Below are 18861 nucleotides of genomic sequence, written 5' to 3'. Positions count from 1 at the left end.
ATCGCGATGGACGAAGTGGTGGTGACACGCACGAGAAGAGGTGGTTCGAAGCCGCCGGCAACTCGGGCCGGGTCCGCGGCGACCAGGACTCGCGCGCCCGCGTGCAGGAAGCATCGCGCGCGGACCGCCGCCGGGATCACGACATACGGTTTCGCCGTCATCGCCACGGAACCGTCGGGGCGGCGTTGGAACACCACCGACGTCTCGAGGACGGTGACCACGAGCGTGTCGCCACGTGACCATCCCAGCAGGTCGACCGAGTCGCGGTTCTGCACCCGGCCTGAGGCGTCAACCCGGGCCATGCCGACATAGGGCGCTGCGGATGACGGCGGGGCGGGCAGCGACGCCAGGGCCGGAGCCGGCGGTGGCGCTGGTGAACCCTGGGCCGGACCGGCGGGACGGCGGGCGTTCCGCAGGGACAGGCCCGGCATGAGACCGCTCATGACGTACCTCCCCTGCGCAGACGTTCAGGGGAGGAACCAGCGGACAGGTCCAGCCTAGCCGAACCAGAAAAACCCGGAACACTCCAGTGACCTGGAGCGACCGGGTTGTTGCTCTGTGATGCGGGAGATTTCCCGTGCAAGTGTGTCCGAGGGGACGTGATCACAGATCCTTGACAGATCCCCCAATTTCTGGGAGGTCATGCGGAGATCGTATCAGAAGACTCATTGTGGGTTGAGATTCGATCCTGCCGCAGTTGCCGCAGTAGGACTGCCGCCGCGCCCTTGTGCTGAATACTGGCTGCAGTCGTTGCGCTGGTCGCCAACGGCGGAAGCAGGTCGAGCGGGAGCTGCTGGCCTTCGCTCGTGTCCATGCGAAAGGTGTCGTACGCAGGGCAGTGCCTGCAGGCCACATAGTGCGTGCTCTTCAGGCGCTGCTCTCTCGTGGACGCTACTCTTCAGGTTTCAGAGGGCTCGTTTGGTTTGCTGGGGGATGGCTCGGTTGATCGTGAGGACCAAGGGAGTTGTTCGTTTGCCAGTAGTACTTCGAATCTCTGCGGCCTGGTTCCTCAAAACCGTGTCCAAGTTCTGTGCAGTATCGTGTCTGCGTGCTTCGGTTATCCGTCGATCGTCCTTGGCTAGGGTTGTCTATCGACAGTGGCTCAAAACAGTAAGCACTGTCCAAACATGACAGTCCGCGACACCCCGACAGAGCACGTCGCACACACTCGACTTCACCCGGTACAGCGACAGTGCGCGACACGGACAAGACCCCCGACGGAAGGGCCTGCCCCCGGGCTGGGTCACCGCCGGTCACCTCGAATTGCCCCGCACCGCGCAACTTCGCGCTCTGGGCAACGGGGTCATGCCCAAGCAGGCAGCGGGCGCACTACGTCACCCGCTGGACGACCTCACTCACCTGCACCGTCCGCCCTGCCACCCGCTGGCCAGCCCGACCCAGGACAGGCCCTCCCGCGTGAGCCGACGGCGCAGTTGTTGTCGCAGCCTGTGCGGGTTCGCAATGGTCCGCTTCGCGGAGCGCCGTCAGCGCTGGGGTCGCGTTGACGCCCGCTCGACCTGACCCGATACTCCGAGTCCTGCGGAATAGGTAACATCTTCTACCTGTTCGAAGAAATTATCGTCAAGGTTCGCCCCGTCGGCTCTCCAGGATGCCAGATATGCGGCCAGGTTATCGAGCCGGAGGTCCAAGTCCTGCTTTTCGGGGTCGCGCCGCCGCGTGTGACTCGCGTGTGTGACGAATTGTTCGAGCACCTCGCTGACGCGTACTAGCTCTTTGCGGTATTCTGCCGCCAGACCGTGATCTGCTCGAACCTCTGTCGGTGGTGTTGAGTGCGCGCGCACTATCGTGGCGCACGCACGAATACGGCAGAGCATGACACCGCAGTCGTAGTATCGGGCACCGTTCCCGCCGACTGCCTCACGTGTCGCTTCGAGCAGGTGTTCGAGGGTTCTCCTTATGCGCCTTCTTCGCATCGCCCACGCTATGAGAGATTCTTTGGTGGGGAGGTTTTCTCTAGTGGGCAGACTGTCCAGTGCGCGCTCGAAGAGCTCGATCAGAGACGACTCGACGTTGATTTCACGAAGCCGCCCAACCACCCAGGATCCCCTGGTCTTCATGTGCGCAACTACGTTATCCGGGAGGTCCTGAGTGATATCCACCTGCGAGTCGGCGTAGATGCAGTAGATCTCTTCCAGCTCGTAGCCCAAGTGCAGTTGCCAATGTAGCCGAGACGCCACGGCTTCCACGATTTCGGCAGCCAGGCTCAGTTCGGTGCGGAAGGCCGGATCTGTCACAGCAAACTCTCGGTACAAACGCATCGCCTGCTCGCCGGCGGGTACGGCAGCTTCCAGGTCAGCGCCTGACATCGCGCGTACGGCCGCGAATGTGCGCAGGCTGCGCGCAAGGGAGGGCCGCTCACCTGCGTGCGAATCGGCCAGCTCCTGACACAGCTCAACCGACCGCTGTGAAGGAACGTGAGCGTCGGTGTATCGACCGACCTCCAGCAGCCGCGCCACCTGATTGTGGACGACGACCGCAAACTCGCTCAGGTACGTTGGCCGATCGGTGGTCACCAGTGACTCGAACAGCTCGCAAGCACGCTCGGTACACGTCAACGCCTCTTCGCGTTGTCCGGAGGTTGCCAGCCTGTTGCCATGATTGGTCAGCGCCCGCGCCAGCCCGGGCAAGCAGGTGAGGGGGTGGGCCGCGGCCAGTTCCTCATACATTCGTAGGGCGCGTTCCGACTCGACCACTGCTTCGGCGTGCCTGCCGCGTTCGGCCAGACGGATCGCGTGATTGCTCAGCGATTCCGCAAGGTGGGCATCGGCCGCGGTGGGCTTCGGGTCTGCCAAGGTCGCTCGCAGCGCGACCACGCGTTCGGAGACCGTGAACGATTCGGCGCGTCGGCCGGAGTCGGCCAGCCAGACCGCGTGATTGTGCAGCCACGTCGCCAACTCCCGCTGTTGCGACGGGTCACTGGCATCGTTCAGTTCCTCCCGTAACGTGAGTGCGCGCTGGGAAAACGTCAAGGCCACGGCGGGTTGCCCGGCTCTGCCCAGCCGCAGGGCATGTTTGTACAGCGTGCCGGCCAGTGCGAGCTGACGGACCGGCCCCTCCGCATCGACGGCTGGCTCCTCGCTAAGCTGGATCGCCTGCTCAGAACAGATCAGGGCCTCCTCGTGGCGGCCGTACCGATCGAGCAGCGCCGCGTGGTTGTGCATCGCGGCCGCCCATTCGGGCACATGTGCGACCCGGTTGCCTGCACACAGCTCCTTTTGCAAGTGGAGGGCGCGCTCCGAGCAGGCCAGGGCCTCGTCGTGGCGGTCGTTTTCGGCCAGCCGTGTGGCGTGATTGGTGATCGCCTTGGCGAAGGCGGCCAGGTGCGCCGCCCGCTCGGCCGCCGCCAGCTCCTCGAAGGCCTGGACCGCGCGATCGGAACATTCCAGGGCCTCGCCGGACCGGCCGGCTTCCGCCAGCCGTATCGCCAGGTTGACCAGTGAGGTGCCCAGGTACGGCAGATACATCGCCCGGTTGGCTGCCACCAGCTCCTCACGCAGTGCCACGGCGCGTTCGCTGCAGGCCAGCGCCTCGGTCTGCCGACCGTGCTCGGCCAACCGGACGGCGTGATTGTGTATCGATACCGCTAACCCGGGCAAGTAGGCCGCGCGGTCGGCCGCGGCGAGCACTTCACGAACCTCCAGTGCACGCTCGGACAAGGTGATCGCCTCGGCCCGAAACCCGGCCTGGCCAAGAAGACTGGCGTGGTTGGCCAAGGCGTTGGCCAAGGAATCACGGTGACGCGCGGGATCAGTCGCGTGCAATTGTTCATATAGTGCGACCGCCCGCCGGGAGACGTCCAGAGCCTCAGCACGTCGTCCCACCTCGACGAGTTGCAGCGCGTGGTTGGTCACAGCGGTGGCAAGATCGGAAAGCCTTTCGCCGGGGCTGGTTTCAGCCAGCCCCTCATACAGCGCCACGGTGCGTTCGGTGTGGACCACGGCTTCGGCAGAGCGCCCGAGTTCAGCCAGGGTGAGCGCGTAGGTGCCGACTGAGCGCGCCAGTATCGGCAGGTGCGTGGCGCGGTCCGCCGCGGCCAATCGTTCGCTGATACCGACGGCATTCCGGGAGTGCTCGAGCGCTTCGGCGGGTCGGCCGGCCGAAGCGAGGCGGTCGCTGACTTCCAGATGCAGGTCCGCCCGGTCGACGGGGTCGTCGACAAGCGGAAACACGCGTGCGGCGAGAGCGCTGACGATTTCCGCGGCGCCGACGTCCAAGTTGGTGTTCCGGCCATCAGGCAGCGCCTGCTCCACCGCGCCGAGGACCTCCACAGGAACGTCCTTGATGTCGGCGATGGCGGTCAGCGCACCGCTGCCGGCCGCGACCGCAATGTTCGGCTGCGCTTTGAGCAACGGATACAGCACTTCCGTGCCGACGTGAGGCCACCGATCGGTGGCCGAGGCGAGGAAGGTCACCGCGCGGGCCGCGACGCTCAAGCGTTGCCCGGTGCTGGCGACGGCAGACTGGCCGGGCTCACCCGACCTCCAGCGGTCGGGATCGACGGAGTTGGTGTCGTTGTCCGTGAGTGCGGCGACGATGCCCCTGACCGCCGTGTTCAAGAGCGCGGTGAAGTCGAGGAGCAACCTGCCGGGCACGGTCGTGGCCCAAGGATCAGGCTCGTAGGAGCCGATGTCGTGGCCAGGTGTGAGCAGGGAAAGGAAGTCTTCAGCGAGCCGGTCGGGCAGCAACGGTTCCAGGACGTTGGCCTGTGCGGGGTCGGTAGGTGGATAGCAGCTGGCGTGGTCGGTGAGAACCCGCTCGGTGGGTTCGCCCGGCATGAGTTCGTTCAGGACGCTTTGGGCTGCCTGCAGGTGTGTGGAGCCGGTAAGGATCGCGGTGAACACGGTTCGGGCCATCACCGTGTCGGAAGTGCGGAAGTCGAGACCGGCCTCGGCGTTCTCATACAGCTGCCGCCAATTCTCGTGCTCCCGGTTCAACAAATAGGCGGTCAAGCCGACCATGTTGGCAGGGGCGGTGCGGCCATGGGCTTCAGCGTCCACGGCGACCAGCGCGGCCATCTGCACCGCCAGCGTCAGCCCGAAGTCCGGGTGGCGAAGCGGTCCGGGTGGCGCGATGGCGTCCGGCCGGGTGACCTCCGGATAGCGCTGGGCGAAGCAGTCCCGTGCTGTGGTGAACATGTCGTCGCGGTGCCCGCCGACATCGGGTAGCGGAGGCAGCTTCTGAGCGGAGGTGTCGATGTCCTGCTGGAGCTTGTGGAGTTTTCCCTGGATCGCCGGCCATCCGCCGGCGGAGCGGGCCAGCAACAGAACCCGTGTCGGCACGGACTGGTGCAGGAGCCGGTTCTGAAACAACCAGCTCAGATCCGACACAGGCCATCGATCGGCGTAGTCGACCAGCAGCAGCACCCCGGCGCGCCCGTCCGGCCGCAAGTCCTGGCTGCCCGCCGCCGGTGGGTGGGTGTCCATCCGGTGCGAGGCGCGCACGGCCATCCAGCCGACCCGCCGGGCGTCGGCCGCGAGTTGCGCGGCGAGACGCGTCTTGCCCTGGCCGCCTTCGCCGTGTAACCACCGCACCGCGAACCGCGGGCGAGCGTCTCGCCAAGTGGCCAGCTCATTCAGTTCCGCATAACGGCCGGTGAAGTCGACGACCTCGGCGCGGGCGTCCAGCAACCGGCTGGGCTGCGCCCGCAGCCACTGCGGGTCCGGGCTGGTCGCCTGGCGATGTTCGAACAGCAGGTACAGTGGGGTTCCGTCACCGAATACGTGGATGTCGGCGCCGAGAGCGCCGTAGGCGTAGCCACCTTCGGCCCGCACTTCCTGGTTCAGCGATTCTGGCAGCGGGGGCCCATCATCAATCCCGGTCACTGTGGCGTTCCGATGCCGCCGACCGCATCACCCGGTGCGGACGGCACTTGTTTGCCGGCGTGGTGATGGTGGGTGACGTTGCCGAACATCGCGCCCGAGGCGATGGAACCTTGGCCGGCCGCAGTGACGTGCTGCACCGCGGGGGGCGGGGATGGCACCTGTTCGATCCGATGGTCAGAGACCGGCACCGGGGCCGCCAGATGCGCGGCGTCGGGTGGATACGGGTGATCCGGCAGGCAGATCCAGCACACCGCAGTAGTCTCCTTCACCAAGACCCGCATCGGCCGATACGTCGCGGGAGCTGCATCCCGGCTGTGCCGGACCACCTCTTCGAAGAACCACTCGGAGGCGACCAAGGCGAGTAGGCCCGGCGACTCGGCGAGGGCGGACTTCAAAGGGTGGGCATCCAGCAGCCGGAAGGCCAGGTTGATCGATGCCGCGGTGACGCCATGCTTGTCGTAGTTGACCTCTCCCGCGTGCAACGCCATCCGCACCCGGATCCGTTCCTCGTCCGGGTGCGTGGCGTTGTGTTCGCGCAACGCCCTGGCCAGCGCGTGTGGCACGGTGTCCACGAACGGCGCCTTGGGTATCGCGGCGGGAGCCAGGATGAACACCCCATCGCCACGGTCCTCATGGTGGCAGTCCGCCCATGGCACGCCCGCCATGGCGAACGCTTGCTCTACGGCCAGGTATAACCCCTCACGGACACCGAGCTGGTGCTGATTGGTCCGTCGCTTGTCCCCGAACCCCTCCACATCCACCACGATGATCGTGTGATGCACCGCCGACTTCGATCCGTTCACACGACCCCCTGCCAGTCGGGCAAGCCCCGCTGCTGCGGCCAGTTGTACCGGCCAACGACCGGACGCGGTGGGTCAAATGACACATAGATCTCCGGACGGCAGCGACACCACCCGACCGGGCGAATCGATGGGCAACCCATGGGGCGAACAGTTGCCTCTGTTCTCTCGCACTTGCTGCGAGCTCTTGCCTCGATCGGAGTATTTCGGCACTAGCGGGCTGGGCGCCGTCCTCCTCGAGCGGTACCACCGGCTGATGGTCTGTGTCCCTGATCTCCGCGCGCACGGCGACCGATCTAGCGGCCGGCCAAATGAGAACGGAGACTGGAAGCCTTCCGGGAGAATCACGTTGAGCGCCGACCCGAGGGACTTTCCGCGCTGGCTCGCTACGGTCGCCACATCGAACCTGTCGGCTTCACTCGTGAGAGCTTCCTCGTCACCGTGGAACTGGCGCTGGACGGGGGGCGCGAGGTGCACGGGTACCGCCGTCCAGGTACTGCCCTTGTGTCAATGTCGAGTCTTGGCGTGGAGCTTCGAGGCGTTTGTGTCGTGATCGGTGGTTAAGCAGTGGTTCTGGGCGAGTTCGGTGTGTCAAGGTGACGGAATGTCCGGCCGGTTTGATGATCGCGATGAGCCACTGCGTTACCTGCGTCTGGGGGCGGTCCTGGTGCGCTGTCCACGATGTACTGGCCGGGCAGTGGCCACTGGTACGAGGGTGAGTTGTACGGGGTGCGGGATGCCGCCGTGGACGGGCACCCTGGGGCCGAGATTGACCGTGTGGAGGTGTCTGCGGCCGGCCGCTGCGGGAACTGCGGGCGGCCGGTGGCGCAGCGGCGGCAGCGATGGCGACGCGCCGAGCCGCGCACTCTGCGGGTGTCCTGCTCCCACTGCCGGACCGTGACGGCTCTTGCCGTGTCGGCGGTGTGGTCTCGGTCTGTTCCGGCGGTTCCCCGGTATCGCGGCCTGGAGCTGCGTGAGAAGCACCAACCAGATACACGGGATCCAGGCACTGTAGGGCTATCGGCCACCGCGGGAATGTGCCCGCGTCGGAACGGCTCGGCCGGGCGGTGCCGTTCCTCCGTTAGCGGCCGACGGGCTGGGCGATGTCCGAGCCGCCGGTGTGTGGCGTCGGGACGTAGCCTGGTTCCGGCTTCGGCAGCGTCGCCAGGCAGTTCGCGGAGCACGCGTTCACCAGCAGTGGCAGTACGTCGGTGCCGACCCGGCTGGAGATCCATACCTGGCGCAATTCTTGGTTGACCGGCCTGTCGCAGACGCTGCAAGTCCGTACGGCGGTGGTTCCCCACACGCCCGGATCGAGCTCGGCGAAGTCCGCCTGGTTGGCGTGGGTGACTGGCCGCAGTGCCGGAAACGGTGGCCGGAACTTGCTGTTGCCGTAGAGGACGCGGGTGCTTACCGTGCTGTCGGTGACCTTTATGCACCTGGTGAGTTCGTACGGGTACCAGTGCAGCCGGTGTGATGTGTAGGGCTCGAACACCTCAAGGTTGGTCATAGCTCCGATCTCGGGTGGCAGGCGCACCAGGTTCGTGCCGTAGAGGACCAGCCGCCTGACCGCGGTCAGCTTCGCGATCGTGGACGGCAAGGTGACGACCTGCCGTCGTTCCGCCGCGCTCATCCCCCTGAACGGAGTGAACTCCGTCCGGCCATCCGCGGCCGCCTCGTCGATCAGTGTCAGTAGGTGCTGCCAGCCTTCTGCCGCGTGGTCCTGCGTGTCCTTGTGGAAGGAAACGGTCACCGGCCGGGTCGCCTTCGAATAACCGACGCACCGGCAATGATCCCGGCCGGGCTCACCTTGCGGGGATCCGACGGCGTCGGCGAACCGATTGGGGAACACCTGCGGTGAGTTCTCGTCCGGCGACACCTGTGAAGCGTATCGATGAGGGTCGGGTAACGGTTGCCCACCGCGACGACCCGCAGGGCGCAACCCCCTGTCATCGGCATGACCGGGTGTTTTGGCTCGTGCCGTCGTGCTGCAGACGTCGGTAGTGCGTCTCCGCGTCCGCCGGAAAATCGGTCCCTACCATGGAGTATGTTGATGGTACTGAGCTTCGCTCACTCATGCCAACGGCAGGGCAGCGGGTCTGGTCGCTGTGTATCGCCGCATGAGCGGAGATTCGAAACCTGACTAAGGGTGGTCGATGAGCGCCTACACGATCGCGGCCATAGGTGCACTCATCGACACCCATCGCGAATTGGTCCCCGTCCTTGAGGAACATCTCATCGAGAACGAGGGCGAAGTTTTGCCGCATCTCGTGATGGCCGACGTCGTCCGATGGTTGGTCGAGCATCGCACCTCTGACCCCGAAGTCTGCAGCTCGGTGGTGGGTTGGCTCGAAGAGGAATTCGGGCGGGGCCCGGAGGAGGTACGCGGGCTGATCACCGTGAGCGGCGTCGAGATGATCCCGGATCCCGGTCACCCCGGTGCTGAGCTTCGAGACCTGTTGGGGCCTGTTCTTCGTGAGGCGGACCCGTGGTCCGCCTGATCATGTCAAACATCACTCGGCGAGTGACCGGGCATTGAACTGCGGTTATGGAAGAGCCACGGTAATCGAGCTGTGCCGCGCAGCCTCCGTTGGAGACAGTGGGTACGAGGCTCAGCCGAGATATGTTCTCTGCTCGACAGCGAGAGTCTGGCTATCTGGCACGCGCCGCAGGCGGCCGACCGGGCCCTGGCGGAACGACCCTGCGGCGCGGCCAAAAGGATCAGAGAGTTGTGGAGCATTCGCGACCGGTGAATGCCTGTCGGCGACCTTGGCCAGTCAGGCAGTGTCATGGTGCTGGACGCCTTCGCCGATTTGATCAATTATCATGCGCAGACAGCCGGATGAGGGGGGCGCATGACGACGTTGCTGGTGCGGGTGGCGGGGGACGAGGACCTCGACGCGGAGACGCGGAAACTCCGGAGTGCCTTGCTGGAGCTGGACGTCGCGGACGTCCGCTTGCCTGTGGTCGTCGCGCCCGACGGCGCGAAAGGCACCGGAACTGACATCGGGGCGATGATCGTCAGCCTGGGTGGTTCCGCAGTGCTGACCGCGCTGGTCACCGGCGTCTGCCAGGTGCTGCGGACCTGGGTGACCCGGGACAAGGACCGGCGCGTGGTGATCGAAGTCGGTGGCAACAAGTTGGAGCTGACCGGAGGGAACGCCGAACAGCAGGCGCGCGCGATCGAAGCCTTCACGAAGACGCTGGAGCTGGAAGCGGACTGAAGACATGGGTGTCCGCGACGCACTCCTCATCGCCACCGGCACGTACAACAGCGGACGGCTCGCCGAGCTGCGTTCGCCGGCCGCGGACGTCGGCGAGCTCGCCGACGTGCTGGCCGATCCCGCGATCGGCTGGTTCGAGACGCGGCAGGTCGTCGACGCGCCCGCGCATCAGGTGATGCGGGCGATCGAAAGGTTCTTCCGCAACCGCGGCACCGACGATCTGCTGGTGCTGCATATCTCCTGTCACGGCGTCAAAGACGACGACGGCCTGCTGTACTTCGCTTGTGCCGACACGGATCCGGAGCTGCTCGCGTCCACCTCGGTACCAGCGGAGTTCCTGCACGCCCAGATGGGCCGGTGCCGCGCGAAGTCGATCGTGCTGTTGCTGGACTGCTGTTTCAGCGGGGCGTTCGTACCGGGCATGAAAGCGTCCGCCGGAGTGGACGCGAAAGAACAGCTGTCCGGCTACGGGCGCGCGGTCCTGATGGCCACCGGACGGACGGAGTACGCGTGGGAAGGGAACCGGTTCCGGGAGCTGGAACCAGAGCCTTCGCGTTTCACCGAAGCCATCGTCCACGGTCTGCGCACCGGGGAAGCGGATCGGGACGGCGACGGCAGGGTGGCTGTGGACGAGCTGTACGAGCACGTCTACGAGCGTTTGCGGGAATCCGGCGTCAAGCAGACGCCGCAATGGTCGTCGGAACTGGTGCACCGCGTGTACCTGGCGAACCGGGCGATTCCCCTGCAGACGGAGCAACCAGCGAAGTCCCGGGCCCGGCCGCAGCGCCGTGCCCGCCGCGGGCAGGACGCGTTGATCATGCTCGACGTCCCGCTGAGGGACGCGGTCGTGGGCAAGGTCGAAACGGTGCAGATCGAGACCGCGGTCACGTGCGGAGAATGCCAAGGGCTCGGCACTGCCGCGGATTCCGTCGTCGACCGGTGTTCCGGATGTGGCGGGGACGGCCGCAGGGAAGGGGAGGACTGCGGGGCCTGCGACGGGTTCGGGACGCTCATCACTGATCCCTGTCCGGTCTGTGACGGCGACGGCTGGGTCCGTGTGCGGAGGCAGACGACATTCAGCATCCCGCCTGGGGTGGCGACCGGTATGCGCATCCGGCTGGCGGAGCAGGGTGAAGTCGGGCCTGGCGGCGGGCCTGCCGCCGATCTTTACGTCGAGATCAACGAACTGCCCGACGACCGATTCGAACGGCGTGGCAACGACCTGTTCTGCACGACCACCATCCCGGCCGCGATCGCGCGCGACGGCGGGATCGTCGACCTGGACACCTTCGACGGCACGAAAAAGGTCCGGATACGGGGCGGGATGAAGTCCGGCCGGACGATCCGTGTCGCCAGGCTCGGCGTTCCGCGGCTCGGCGCGTCCGGCAAGGCGGATGACCGGGGAGATCTGATGGTCACGGTGGACGTCGACCGGGGCTAGGCGGGCACAACGTCGAGACCGAGAACTTCACGCTGCCACTCGGCCTGGTGACCTTCCAATCCCAGTACACCGCACGCGTGCTCGCACTCGCCGAACGCCGCATCGTCGGTGGACTCAGGTGGCGACGAGCGCGGCCGCACGCTCACGATCATCGAGACCGCCAAGTCGGCCGGGCACGCCCGGACCGCCGAGAAGAACACCAAGATCCTCGACAACCTCGACAAGATCATCACGACCTGCGAGAGCTGCGAGGACGACGAGGTCGTCCTCGGCGGAAAGGTCGCACAACTCGATGGCGCCAGCTAACAACGCACACCACCTCATCGAAGCCGCTGCGCGCTGAACGGCCGCTGCCCGGAAACGGGCCGAGGACACGCTGCTTGCGGTGAAGAACTCCGGCGAAGCAATCAACGCCTCCAAGCTCGCGAAGCGGGCCGGCGTCTCTCGGTCATGGCTCTACTCCCAGGCCGACCTGATCGCGGCCGTGCGAGAAATCAGCCAGCATGCACAGGCACCACGGTCAGCGCCGGCCACCGACCGATCTCTCCAAGTACGGCTCCAGTGGCGCGTCACGTCGCTGACCGAGCAGAACGACCAGCAACGTCTCCAACTCGAACGCGCCTACGCCGAGATCCGACGTCTCCAGGCACAAGCTCCCGGAAGCATCACACGGTCCTGACGGGGAAAACCGGGGACCTCACGGATCTACTCGCGGATTCAACTGTCGCGTATTCATTGTGAGGGTGGCCGGTCTGATCACGGTGTGTGGCGCTCGCTGGATGCGTAGCGGTTCCAAAGGCATCAAACGCGAACTCTTGTGGTGGCTAGTCAAAATCTTAAACTAGTCAACGCGCCGACCCGCGGCAACCTCCGCACGGTATGTTCGCCCCAGGGGACACAGGTAACCTGGGCAACAACAGGCGGCCGGTTGACACATGTAGGCGCTGCCTGCACTCGTTGTCCGATATGGTCGAGTGCTAGTCGAACAGCACGAACGCGCCGCCGCTATCGTCAATAGTATTGGGCACGATCCGCGTGGGACGACCCATCAGATGCGTGAGGTCCTGTCCGTAGAGGACCGTCGCGACGAACCTCTCGTCATTGGCCTGGTCGATGCTGGCCAGCCAGATTCCGACGATGCCGCCGGACCTGTCGCGGACCATCGCGAAGTTGCCCCCGGAGTCGCGCCGCTCTTCTGGCCGCACCTTCTCCGCCTTCGGCTTGCGCCGCAGTCGCCCGAACAGACCCGGCTTTTCGGGCGGCGTCAGCATGTCTCTGACCGGCCGCGACACGCGGATCATGCCGTCGTTGGCGCAGGTGGCGATCCTGACTGCGCCGTCGCCGCCGGTCACGGCGATCAGCGAATTGATCGTGGCCGCGTTGAACTCCGCGTTACCGAAGGCGGGTCCGTGCCGGTTGAACAGCCCGGTCACCAGCTCCTGGCTCGCCGGGTCCCACAGACGGACGCCGGACTCGCTAGCCCGCGACGCGAGGGCTAGCAGCGTCCGGTCGCCCAGCGGGACTGCCACGAGCGCGTCCACCGGGGTATCGAGTTCGCCGCGGCCCACCAGCTCTCCGCCGTCCAGGTCCCATATCTCGATACCCCGTCCCACCGCGACTGCCAGCCAGGACTGCCCGCCCGTGCCACGAAGGGGTGTCATCACGCCGCGAAAGGGCTGGGACAGCCCGAACTCGCGACCGTTGAGCTTCCCGTCGGCATCGAGACGCCACACTTCGAGCCTGCCACCGTTGTCCACGGCGAACCCCGCAGTCCCGTCGGCGAACCGCACGCCGGTCGGTTTGTACACGCGATTGCCGACGCCGCCCTCGGGCGTCTCAGGGAACTGGATGGCCGAACGCTGCTCGCCGGTCGCGGGATCAACGATCCGAATGATGTCCTTCTCGGCCGTGACCAGCAGTTCGGCACTTGAGTCCGTCGCCGGTATCGCCGCCATCCCCATCGCCCAGCTGACCTCATACTCGCGCAGTGGCACGTCGGCGGTGCCGAACGTGGCCAGGTCCCACACCGACACGGCCCGCAGCCCGCAGACAGCCAGGGCGGGTCGGCCGCCGATCATCACCACGGCCATGTCCCACACCGCGGTCTCGCCCACCTGGCGCCGCTCATCGTGCGTCGCCCCACGGGCGACGTCCCACAGCTGGACCCAAGACTCGCTGTCGGCGCAGGCCACCAGCGGCCCACCAGGCACGGCGGCCAGCCGCATCAGGTTGTACACCTCACCACGCAGTTCGAGTTCGACGTGCATGGCGCTCCCAACGTCGGAATCCGCTGCCACGCACCATAGCGAGATCGGCCGAGGACCGCTCCCGACCCGCTGCAGCACGGTCTATACGAAGCCTGCGCCATGAAGCTCTACTACGACCACACAACCCGCAACGTCGCCATCCGCGCCACCCACCAGAGTCCCACCCCTAACGAGCTGGTCTGTGTCGCGAACCTGAGCATGATCCGCGCAAGCAGGGGCGATCCTGAGGGAGCACGAGCGCTGCTCTGGCGCGCCTACAACGCGGGAATGTACTGGGTGCTTCCGCAGATCGGCGAACTGCATGAGGAGCAGGGCGCTCTGCGCCAAGCCGAACGCATATATCGCAGGTCTATCAGAGAACTCGGCCGACTCTCGTGGACTGCAGTGACAGGCCTCCTCCGCGTGTACGAGTCCACGGGGCGAGTTGCTCACTATCCACACGGCTGCAGATGCCGGTATACCTCGGCCGCAGTCCCCAAGCCTCGCCAGGTCGAGGCTGACGACTTACAAGTTCTTCAGCGACAGACGCGAGCCGAACCAACGGCAGTGCGGCAGACTAGGCATATGGACGCGTCTGACATCGTTCGGCTCGACGGGCAGGGATTCGAGGCACTCTGCAGGGACTTGTTCGAGGACATCCTCGGCTTGCCGTTGGAGATCTTCGCTGCGGGCAAGGATCACGGTATCGACCTGAGGCACGTGGCCGACGACGGGACGATGAGCGTGGTCCAGTGCAAGCACTGGGTTCGCAGTGGACGGCCCGCCCTGCTCAAACATATGCGCACAGTGGAGCGCCCCAAACTTGACGTCATGCGACCCACCAGGTACTTGCTAGCGTCGACTGTCGAGCTGACGGTCGACGCGAAAAACTCGTTGTGCCGTGATCTGGCTCCCCACGTTAGATCTCCCGGTGATCTCTACGGTATCGAGCAGATCGAAGCGGAGCTTAAGAAGCGGCCGACGATCGTGGTACGCCACCACCGTCTCTGGCTGAGTGGCACCGCTGTGCTGCAAGGCGTTCTCCACAAGAACACGGTGGTAAGGTCATCGGACCTGCTCGACGGGTTCGTCGAATGCGCGCGAACTTTCGTGCCAACGCCGGCCTACGACCTAGCGAAGAGCGTTCTGGAAACCGTGTCCGTTTGCCTTCTTTCTGGCATACCGGGCATCGGCAAGACGACGATGGCCAAGATGCTCGCTAAATCGTATGTCGATGAGGGGTATCAATTGGTCGAGGTGTCCGAGGATGTCAAGGAGCTTGATAACGCCTGGCTCGACGACACGAAGCAAGTTTTCTACTATGACGACTTTCTTGGTCAGACCGCACTGGAACACCTGTTCAACAAGAATGAGGACAGCCGGCTAATCAAGGTAATTGGCAGGATCCGCAATACAAGCGGCAAGAAGCTGATCTTGACAACCCGTGAGTACATACTTGCACAGGCCAAACAACGCTATCCGAAGCTCGATGACGAGCAACTCGACCCGCTGACCTGCGTCATCGAACTACAGAACCTGACGAGAGAGACGCGAGCCAAAATCCTCTACCGGCACGTCGAGAGCTTAGGCCTCCGCGACGACGATAGGCGGAAGATCGCCGAACCGAGAACCTGGACGCAGCTGGTCCACCATCCGAACTTCAACCCACGGCAGATCACCAGTACGCTTCGTCTGACGGCGCGTTCTGGTTGTGTCGCCGAGGAGCTGCTGCGCAATCTGGACAACCCAGAACGGATCTGGGCACACATCGTCGAGGAAGACCTCGACGATGCAGCCGTTCACCTACTCGAGGCGTTGGCCACTTTTAGATTCGGAGCACTGTCCGAGCATCTTTATGAGGTATGGCTTGGCTACCGATCCAGACTCGGTGTCGACCTAGACCCGCGACTGTTCTATCGCGCCCTGAGAACCTTGCAAGGAACCCTGGTCACGATCGGGGTCGGCAATGACTTGTTCCAAAATGATCGAATTATCGATTTTCACAACCCGTCTGTCGGTGACTACTTGCAGGCCAGAATGAATGGCAACTTGGTTCGACTTCCTGAACTGCTGGCAAGTGTGAACACCGTCGACCAGGCAATGCATATGGTTTCCTTGGCTTCACAGCTCGACGAGAACGGCGAAGCCTGTCACCTCTATCGACATAGCTCGGCGATCGCACAAGCTGTCATCAGAACATTTGAGGAAGTTGAAACGGGCGAATCGGAAGAAGACGACAGTTGGGCTGCAAACTTGACCCGCGCACTGAGCGTTGCCGAAAACTTGCAATCTCCCGACCTGGCGAATTTCGTAGTCGGCCGGATCGAGCAAAACCCCACTGAGATGCGGGAATCGTATTTCGCCCACCTTGCTGATCTCGTCGAGCAGATCCACGAAAGCACATTGATTCCCAAGGAAATCTCGCGTCGACTGATCGTGAAACTGCTCGGAACGATATCGGGCGACCCGGTCGCGCAATCCGACACCGAGGAATGGACAACGTTGGTCGAAGCACACGCCGCATTGCAATTCTTGCCTGGAGTCGAGGCGAGCAAACGCCTGGCGGCGCTGCGCACAGCGATGTTCGAGCGTGCCGAAAAAGACCTGCATACCTATTGGAGTACCGAGGATGGCGGACGCGGCGATGATGACTGGTCTTGGATGCAAACAAAATCGATGCTCGACTTCCTGGAGACCGTCTCGTTAACTGGCGAGGCTAAGATCGCCTACGAACGAGCGAAAACAGCCTCCAAGGAGTACGACGACTCTGACTACGTGCCTGCGCCGGTGCAACCCCTTATCAGAAAGGAACTACCCATCTTCGAGCCTGTACAGGACTACCCTGTGGACAAGGTCGAACAGATCCGAAAACGTCTCGTGGATACCGCCGGCAGCGACAACCAGTAGGTCCAGCATCACATGGGATCGCCGAGGTTGACGACCAGCTGATGCGCCAGCATGCGCAGCAAATAGCGTACACGAACGGAACAACTGGCCAGTCGCCGAGCGACGGCGGCGACCAGCGCGGCTGGGAGCACAAGCTAGTGGTAGATCCTGAAGTCAAATTCAAGAGGTTCAAGGTGGCGATCGCGGCACTGGCGGAAGTTGAGCGAACGAACGGGAAGGCATCGTCTGTACGGACCCGAGCAGAGGTCTACGCTACGATCGACAACGAAAGAGGCCTTGAGCGTGAGGACACTTTACTTCTATCTAGTGCCTGAGGGGCGAGTTGCTCACTATCCACACAGCTTCACCTGCCCGAATGAGGCTCAGCGCGCATTAGGAACCGCTCGTTCTCCTGGGTGTCGATAGAAGGCTTCGCCAGGTACGACGGCGGCGCAAGCCAGCCACCTGGTCGGGAATTGTCGATGGTTCGTGCGAGGTGGTTTCGTGCGACTTCGTGATGCTCATGGTGTAACTGGACACCGACCTCGACGTTGAGGTCGATAAGGGCTACTTGAGCCTCGTACTGGAGGGTGTTGGCGGAAGAACGGCTGGAGCGGGTCGCCCGCGCAACGACCAGCACGTTCCCGGAATGAGGTTGCCGCCGAAGCGCCTGCGGGATTGGCAAGCAGTCGTTGCTGTCTGCGAACTATGACGGGGTGCGACCCCGGAAGAACGAACGATCTCTCAGGTAGCCCGCCTCTTCGGCAGGTTTCTCCAAGTCAACCTGGTCAGTCGAATAAGTTGGCTTCAAAGAGTTTCGCGAGTTCCTGAGCAGTCGTTAGAGATACTTTGACACGAGAAATTGACGCCTCCCGCTTGGCATCCTTGGTGAAGCCGGACGCCGAGACCAAGAGGCCCGTCGAAGCGCCGTCGCGAGCGACAACTCCAATGAGTTCACGCACTTCCTTGACAGTTGCACGGCGTTGACCACTCTTGAATTGCACATACACGACTCGTAACTTACTGCCATCGCGAAGGTAGAGAACGGCGTCCATGCCACCGTCCGCACTGAACTGCGTCAGTTCGACCAGTCCGACGTCAAATGAGTCAATTGCAGCCGCGACATCCTCCTCGAAGCGACGAGCATCACTGGACGAATCGCCGCGGAGGTCGTTTACCTGAAATGCCCTGTCAATCTCATCGGAGGCAGCCTCATCGAGTACCCAATTGTAGGGAGTGAGGACGCTCAGCGACTCCAGTAGGCTGCCCGCCACGTAGGACTTTGGCTCATGCACGATACTGCGCCAGTCCTGCCGATCGACTATTCGAATACAGTTGCCAACGCAAAGTAGCGCCAGTCGTTCGGAGACCATCTCATCATACCAGAAATCGTCTTCATGAAATCTGATCAGTTCCCCAGGCGTAATGGTAATATCGGCAGCGAATCCTATTTGCGACATGGCCCAACCCCATGACCTGCCGTGAACCGTACGTGGCAAACCAGCTAGACCATATAACAGGCGGAGATACCCATCGCGCGCTGCGCCATGAAAGATTGTTGCGGCAACAGGGCCTTCGCCCGGCACAAATAACGCCTGCCCGTTAGTGTGTTTTCCAACTTCCTTCGGAAGCATGAGGCCGTCTTCTCTGTTGCTGATCTCATAGGTATTGAAAAGCACGAGAAGCCTCATTCTTTCACGTTCGGCAGGTTCAGGCTGCCACTGCATACCGCCGCCTAGCTTAGCAAACCTAGGTAAGGACCTAGCGGACACTAATCACTCAAGCGCGTGAGGCTCTCCTCGAACATCTCAGCAGCAGGGCGCCGACTCGCTGTCCGCCGCCGGACAGTTCGCACCTGAGGAACAGCTGCAGATCGCCAAGTACTGCTTCGTTGAGCGTGCGCAGCAGTGCTGCCAACTGTTCTCTCAAAGACCAAGGACCGCGTGACAAAGTTCGACGAGTGTGACGCTGCCGTAAGCACTACCCTAGGTAGCTAGCACAGAGTAATCGGTCGTCGTAATCGTTCGCAGCTGGCGACGTGGAGCGAGAGCAGCCTTCCGTACGTGGTTGGGCGCCAACTTGAAGGATCGCTTGAAGCCGACTATCTGCAGGTCGACGCGCATCTACGCCGTCCAGCGTCGAAGCACCGACGCGCTCGGGTCCCTGCCTACGGGAACAACTTCGATACAACGCGTAACAAGCAACGACATTTTGTCGACTACTTCACGCAGCGTCAGCGACAACCTGCCGAAGAGGTGTAACACGAAATGACCTGGCGACGCCTTGTGCCGGCACCTAGGTGTAGTGACCTGGGAGGTTGGGGACGCGGCTGGTGGGTGGTTTGCCGGCGAGTGCGGTGTGGCCGCGGTGGTGATTGTAGGTGTGGAGCCAGTGTGGGTAGGCGTCTCGTCGTTCGCGTTC

The 18861-nt window shown here is 63.7% G+C and carries 11 protein-coding genes and 1 pseudogene; 6 read left to right on the top strand and 6 right to left on the bottom strand.

Annotated features, from left to right (window positions below):
• Positions 1 to 1484: 1484 nt before the first annotated feature.
• The 3 genes from DL991_RS32285 to DL991_RS32275 all read right to left on the bottom strand — a co-directional run bounded on the left by DL991_RS32285 (position 1485) and on the right by DL991_RS32275 (position 8522).
• Positions 1485 to 5843, bottom strand: a complete 4359-nt coding sequence (locus DL991_RS32285) for a tetratricopeptide repeat protein (protein WP_125788139.1) — start codon at positions 5841 to 5843, stop codon at positions 1485 to 1487.
• Positions 5840 to 6625, bottom strand: coding sequence for a hypothetical protein (locus DL991_RS32280; protein WP_233599125.1), 786 nt, complete (start codon positions 6623 to 6625; stop codon positions 5840 to 5842). The genes DL991_RS32285 and DL991_RS32280 overlap by 4 nt, the downstream gene beginning before the upstream one ends.
• Positions 6626 to 7724: 1099 nt before the next feature.
• Positions 7725 to 8522 (bottom strand): leucine-rich repeat domain-containing protein, encoded by a 798-nt coding sequence (locus DL991_RS32275; protein WP_233599123.1) that lies wholly within the window; start codon positions 8520 to 8522, stop codon positions 7725 to 7727.
• A 277-nt stretch (positions 8523 to 8799) separates the two neighbouring features.
• Between DL991_RS32275 and DL991_RS32270 the strand changes: the two genes are divergently transcribed.
• From DL991_RS32270 to DL991_RS32250, 5 genes are all read left to right on the top strand, one after another.
• Positions 8800 to 9144 (top strand): hypothetical protein, encoded by a 345-nt coding sequence (locus DL991_RS32270; RefSeq protein WP_125788137.1) that lies wholly within the window; start codon positions 8800 to 8802, stop codon positions 9142 to 9144.
• Between the two features lie 354 nt (positions 9145 to 9498).
• Positions 9499 to 9867, top strand: a complete 369-nt coding sequence (locus tag DL991_RS32265; RefSeq protein WP_125788136.1) for a hypothetical protein — start codon at positions 9499 to 9501, stop codon at positions 9865 to 9867.
• A gap of 4 nt (positions 9868 to 9871) precedes the next feature.
• Complete coding sequence (locus tag DL991_RS32260) at positions 9872 to 11308, top strand: DnaJ C-terminal domain-containing protein (protein ID WP_125788135.1); 1437 nt, start codon at positions 9872 to 9874, stop codon at positions 11306 to 11308.
• A gap of 108 nt (positions 11309 to 11416) precedes the next feature.
• Complete coding sequence (locus DL991_RS32255) at positions 11417 to 11614, top strand: hypothetical protein (RefSeq protein ID WP_125788134.1); 198 nt, start codon at positions 11417 to 11419, stop codon at positions 11612 to 11614.
• A gap of 79 nt (positions 11615 to 11693) precedes the next feature.
• The gene (locus tag DL991_RS32250) at positions 11694 to 11987 is read left to right on the top strand and encodes a hypothetical protein (protein WP_125788133.1); all 294 of its coding nucleotides are present in this window, start codon (positions 11694 to 11696) and stop codon (positions 11985 to 11987) included.
• A gap of 298 nt (positions 11988 to 12285) precedes the next feature.
• Here the strand turns inward: DL991_RS32250 and DL991_RS32245 are convergent, their stop codons facing one another.
• A complete protein-coding gene (locus tag DL991_RS32245) occupies positions 12286 to 13575 on the bottom strand; it encodes a WD40 repeat domain-containing protein (RefSeq protein WP_125788132.1) in 1290 nt (429 codons plus the stop codon).
• Between the two features lie 99 nt (positions 13576 to 13674).
• On the opposite strand from DL991_RS32245, the gene DL991_RS32240 reads away from it, so the two are divergent.
• Positions 13675 to 16461, top strand: a complete 2787-nt coding sequence (locus tag DL991_RS32240; protein ID WP_125788131.1) for a restriction endonuclease — start codon at positions 13675 to 13677, stop codon at positions 16459 to 16461.
• Between the two features lie 767 nt (positions 16462 to 17228).
• Here DL991_RS32240 and DL991_RS32235 read toward each other — a convergent pair.
• The gene (locus DL991_RS32235) at positions 17229 to 18131 is read right to left on the bottom strand and encodes a restriction endonuclease (protein WP_158634481.1); all 903 of its coding nucleotides are present in this window, start codon (positions 18129 to 18131) and stop codon (positions 17229 to 17231) included.
• Positions 18132 to 18735: 604 nt separating this feature from the next.
• Positions 18736 to 18861, bottom strand: a pseudogene (locus tag DL991_RS32230) (IS481 family transposase); the annotation flags it as partial.

The organism is Amycolatopsis sp. WAC 01375 (genome assembly GCF_003947325.1).
GTDB lineage: Bacteria > Actinomycetota > Actinomycetes > Mycobacteriales > Pseudonocardiaceae > Amycolatopsis.
The sequence above is the reverse complement of the archived record's forward strand: the minus strand, read 5'-3'. Positions and strand labels throughout refer to the sequence as shown.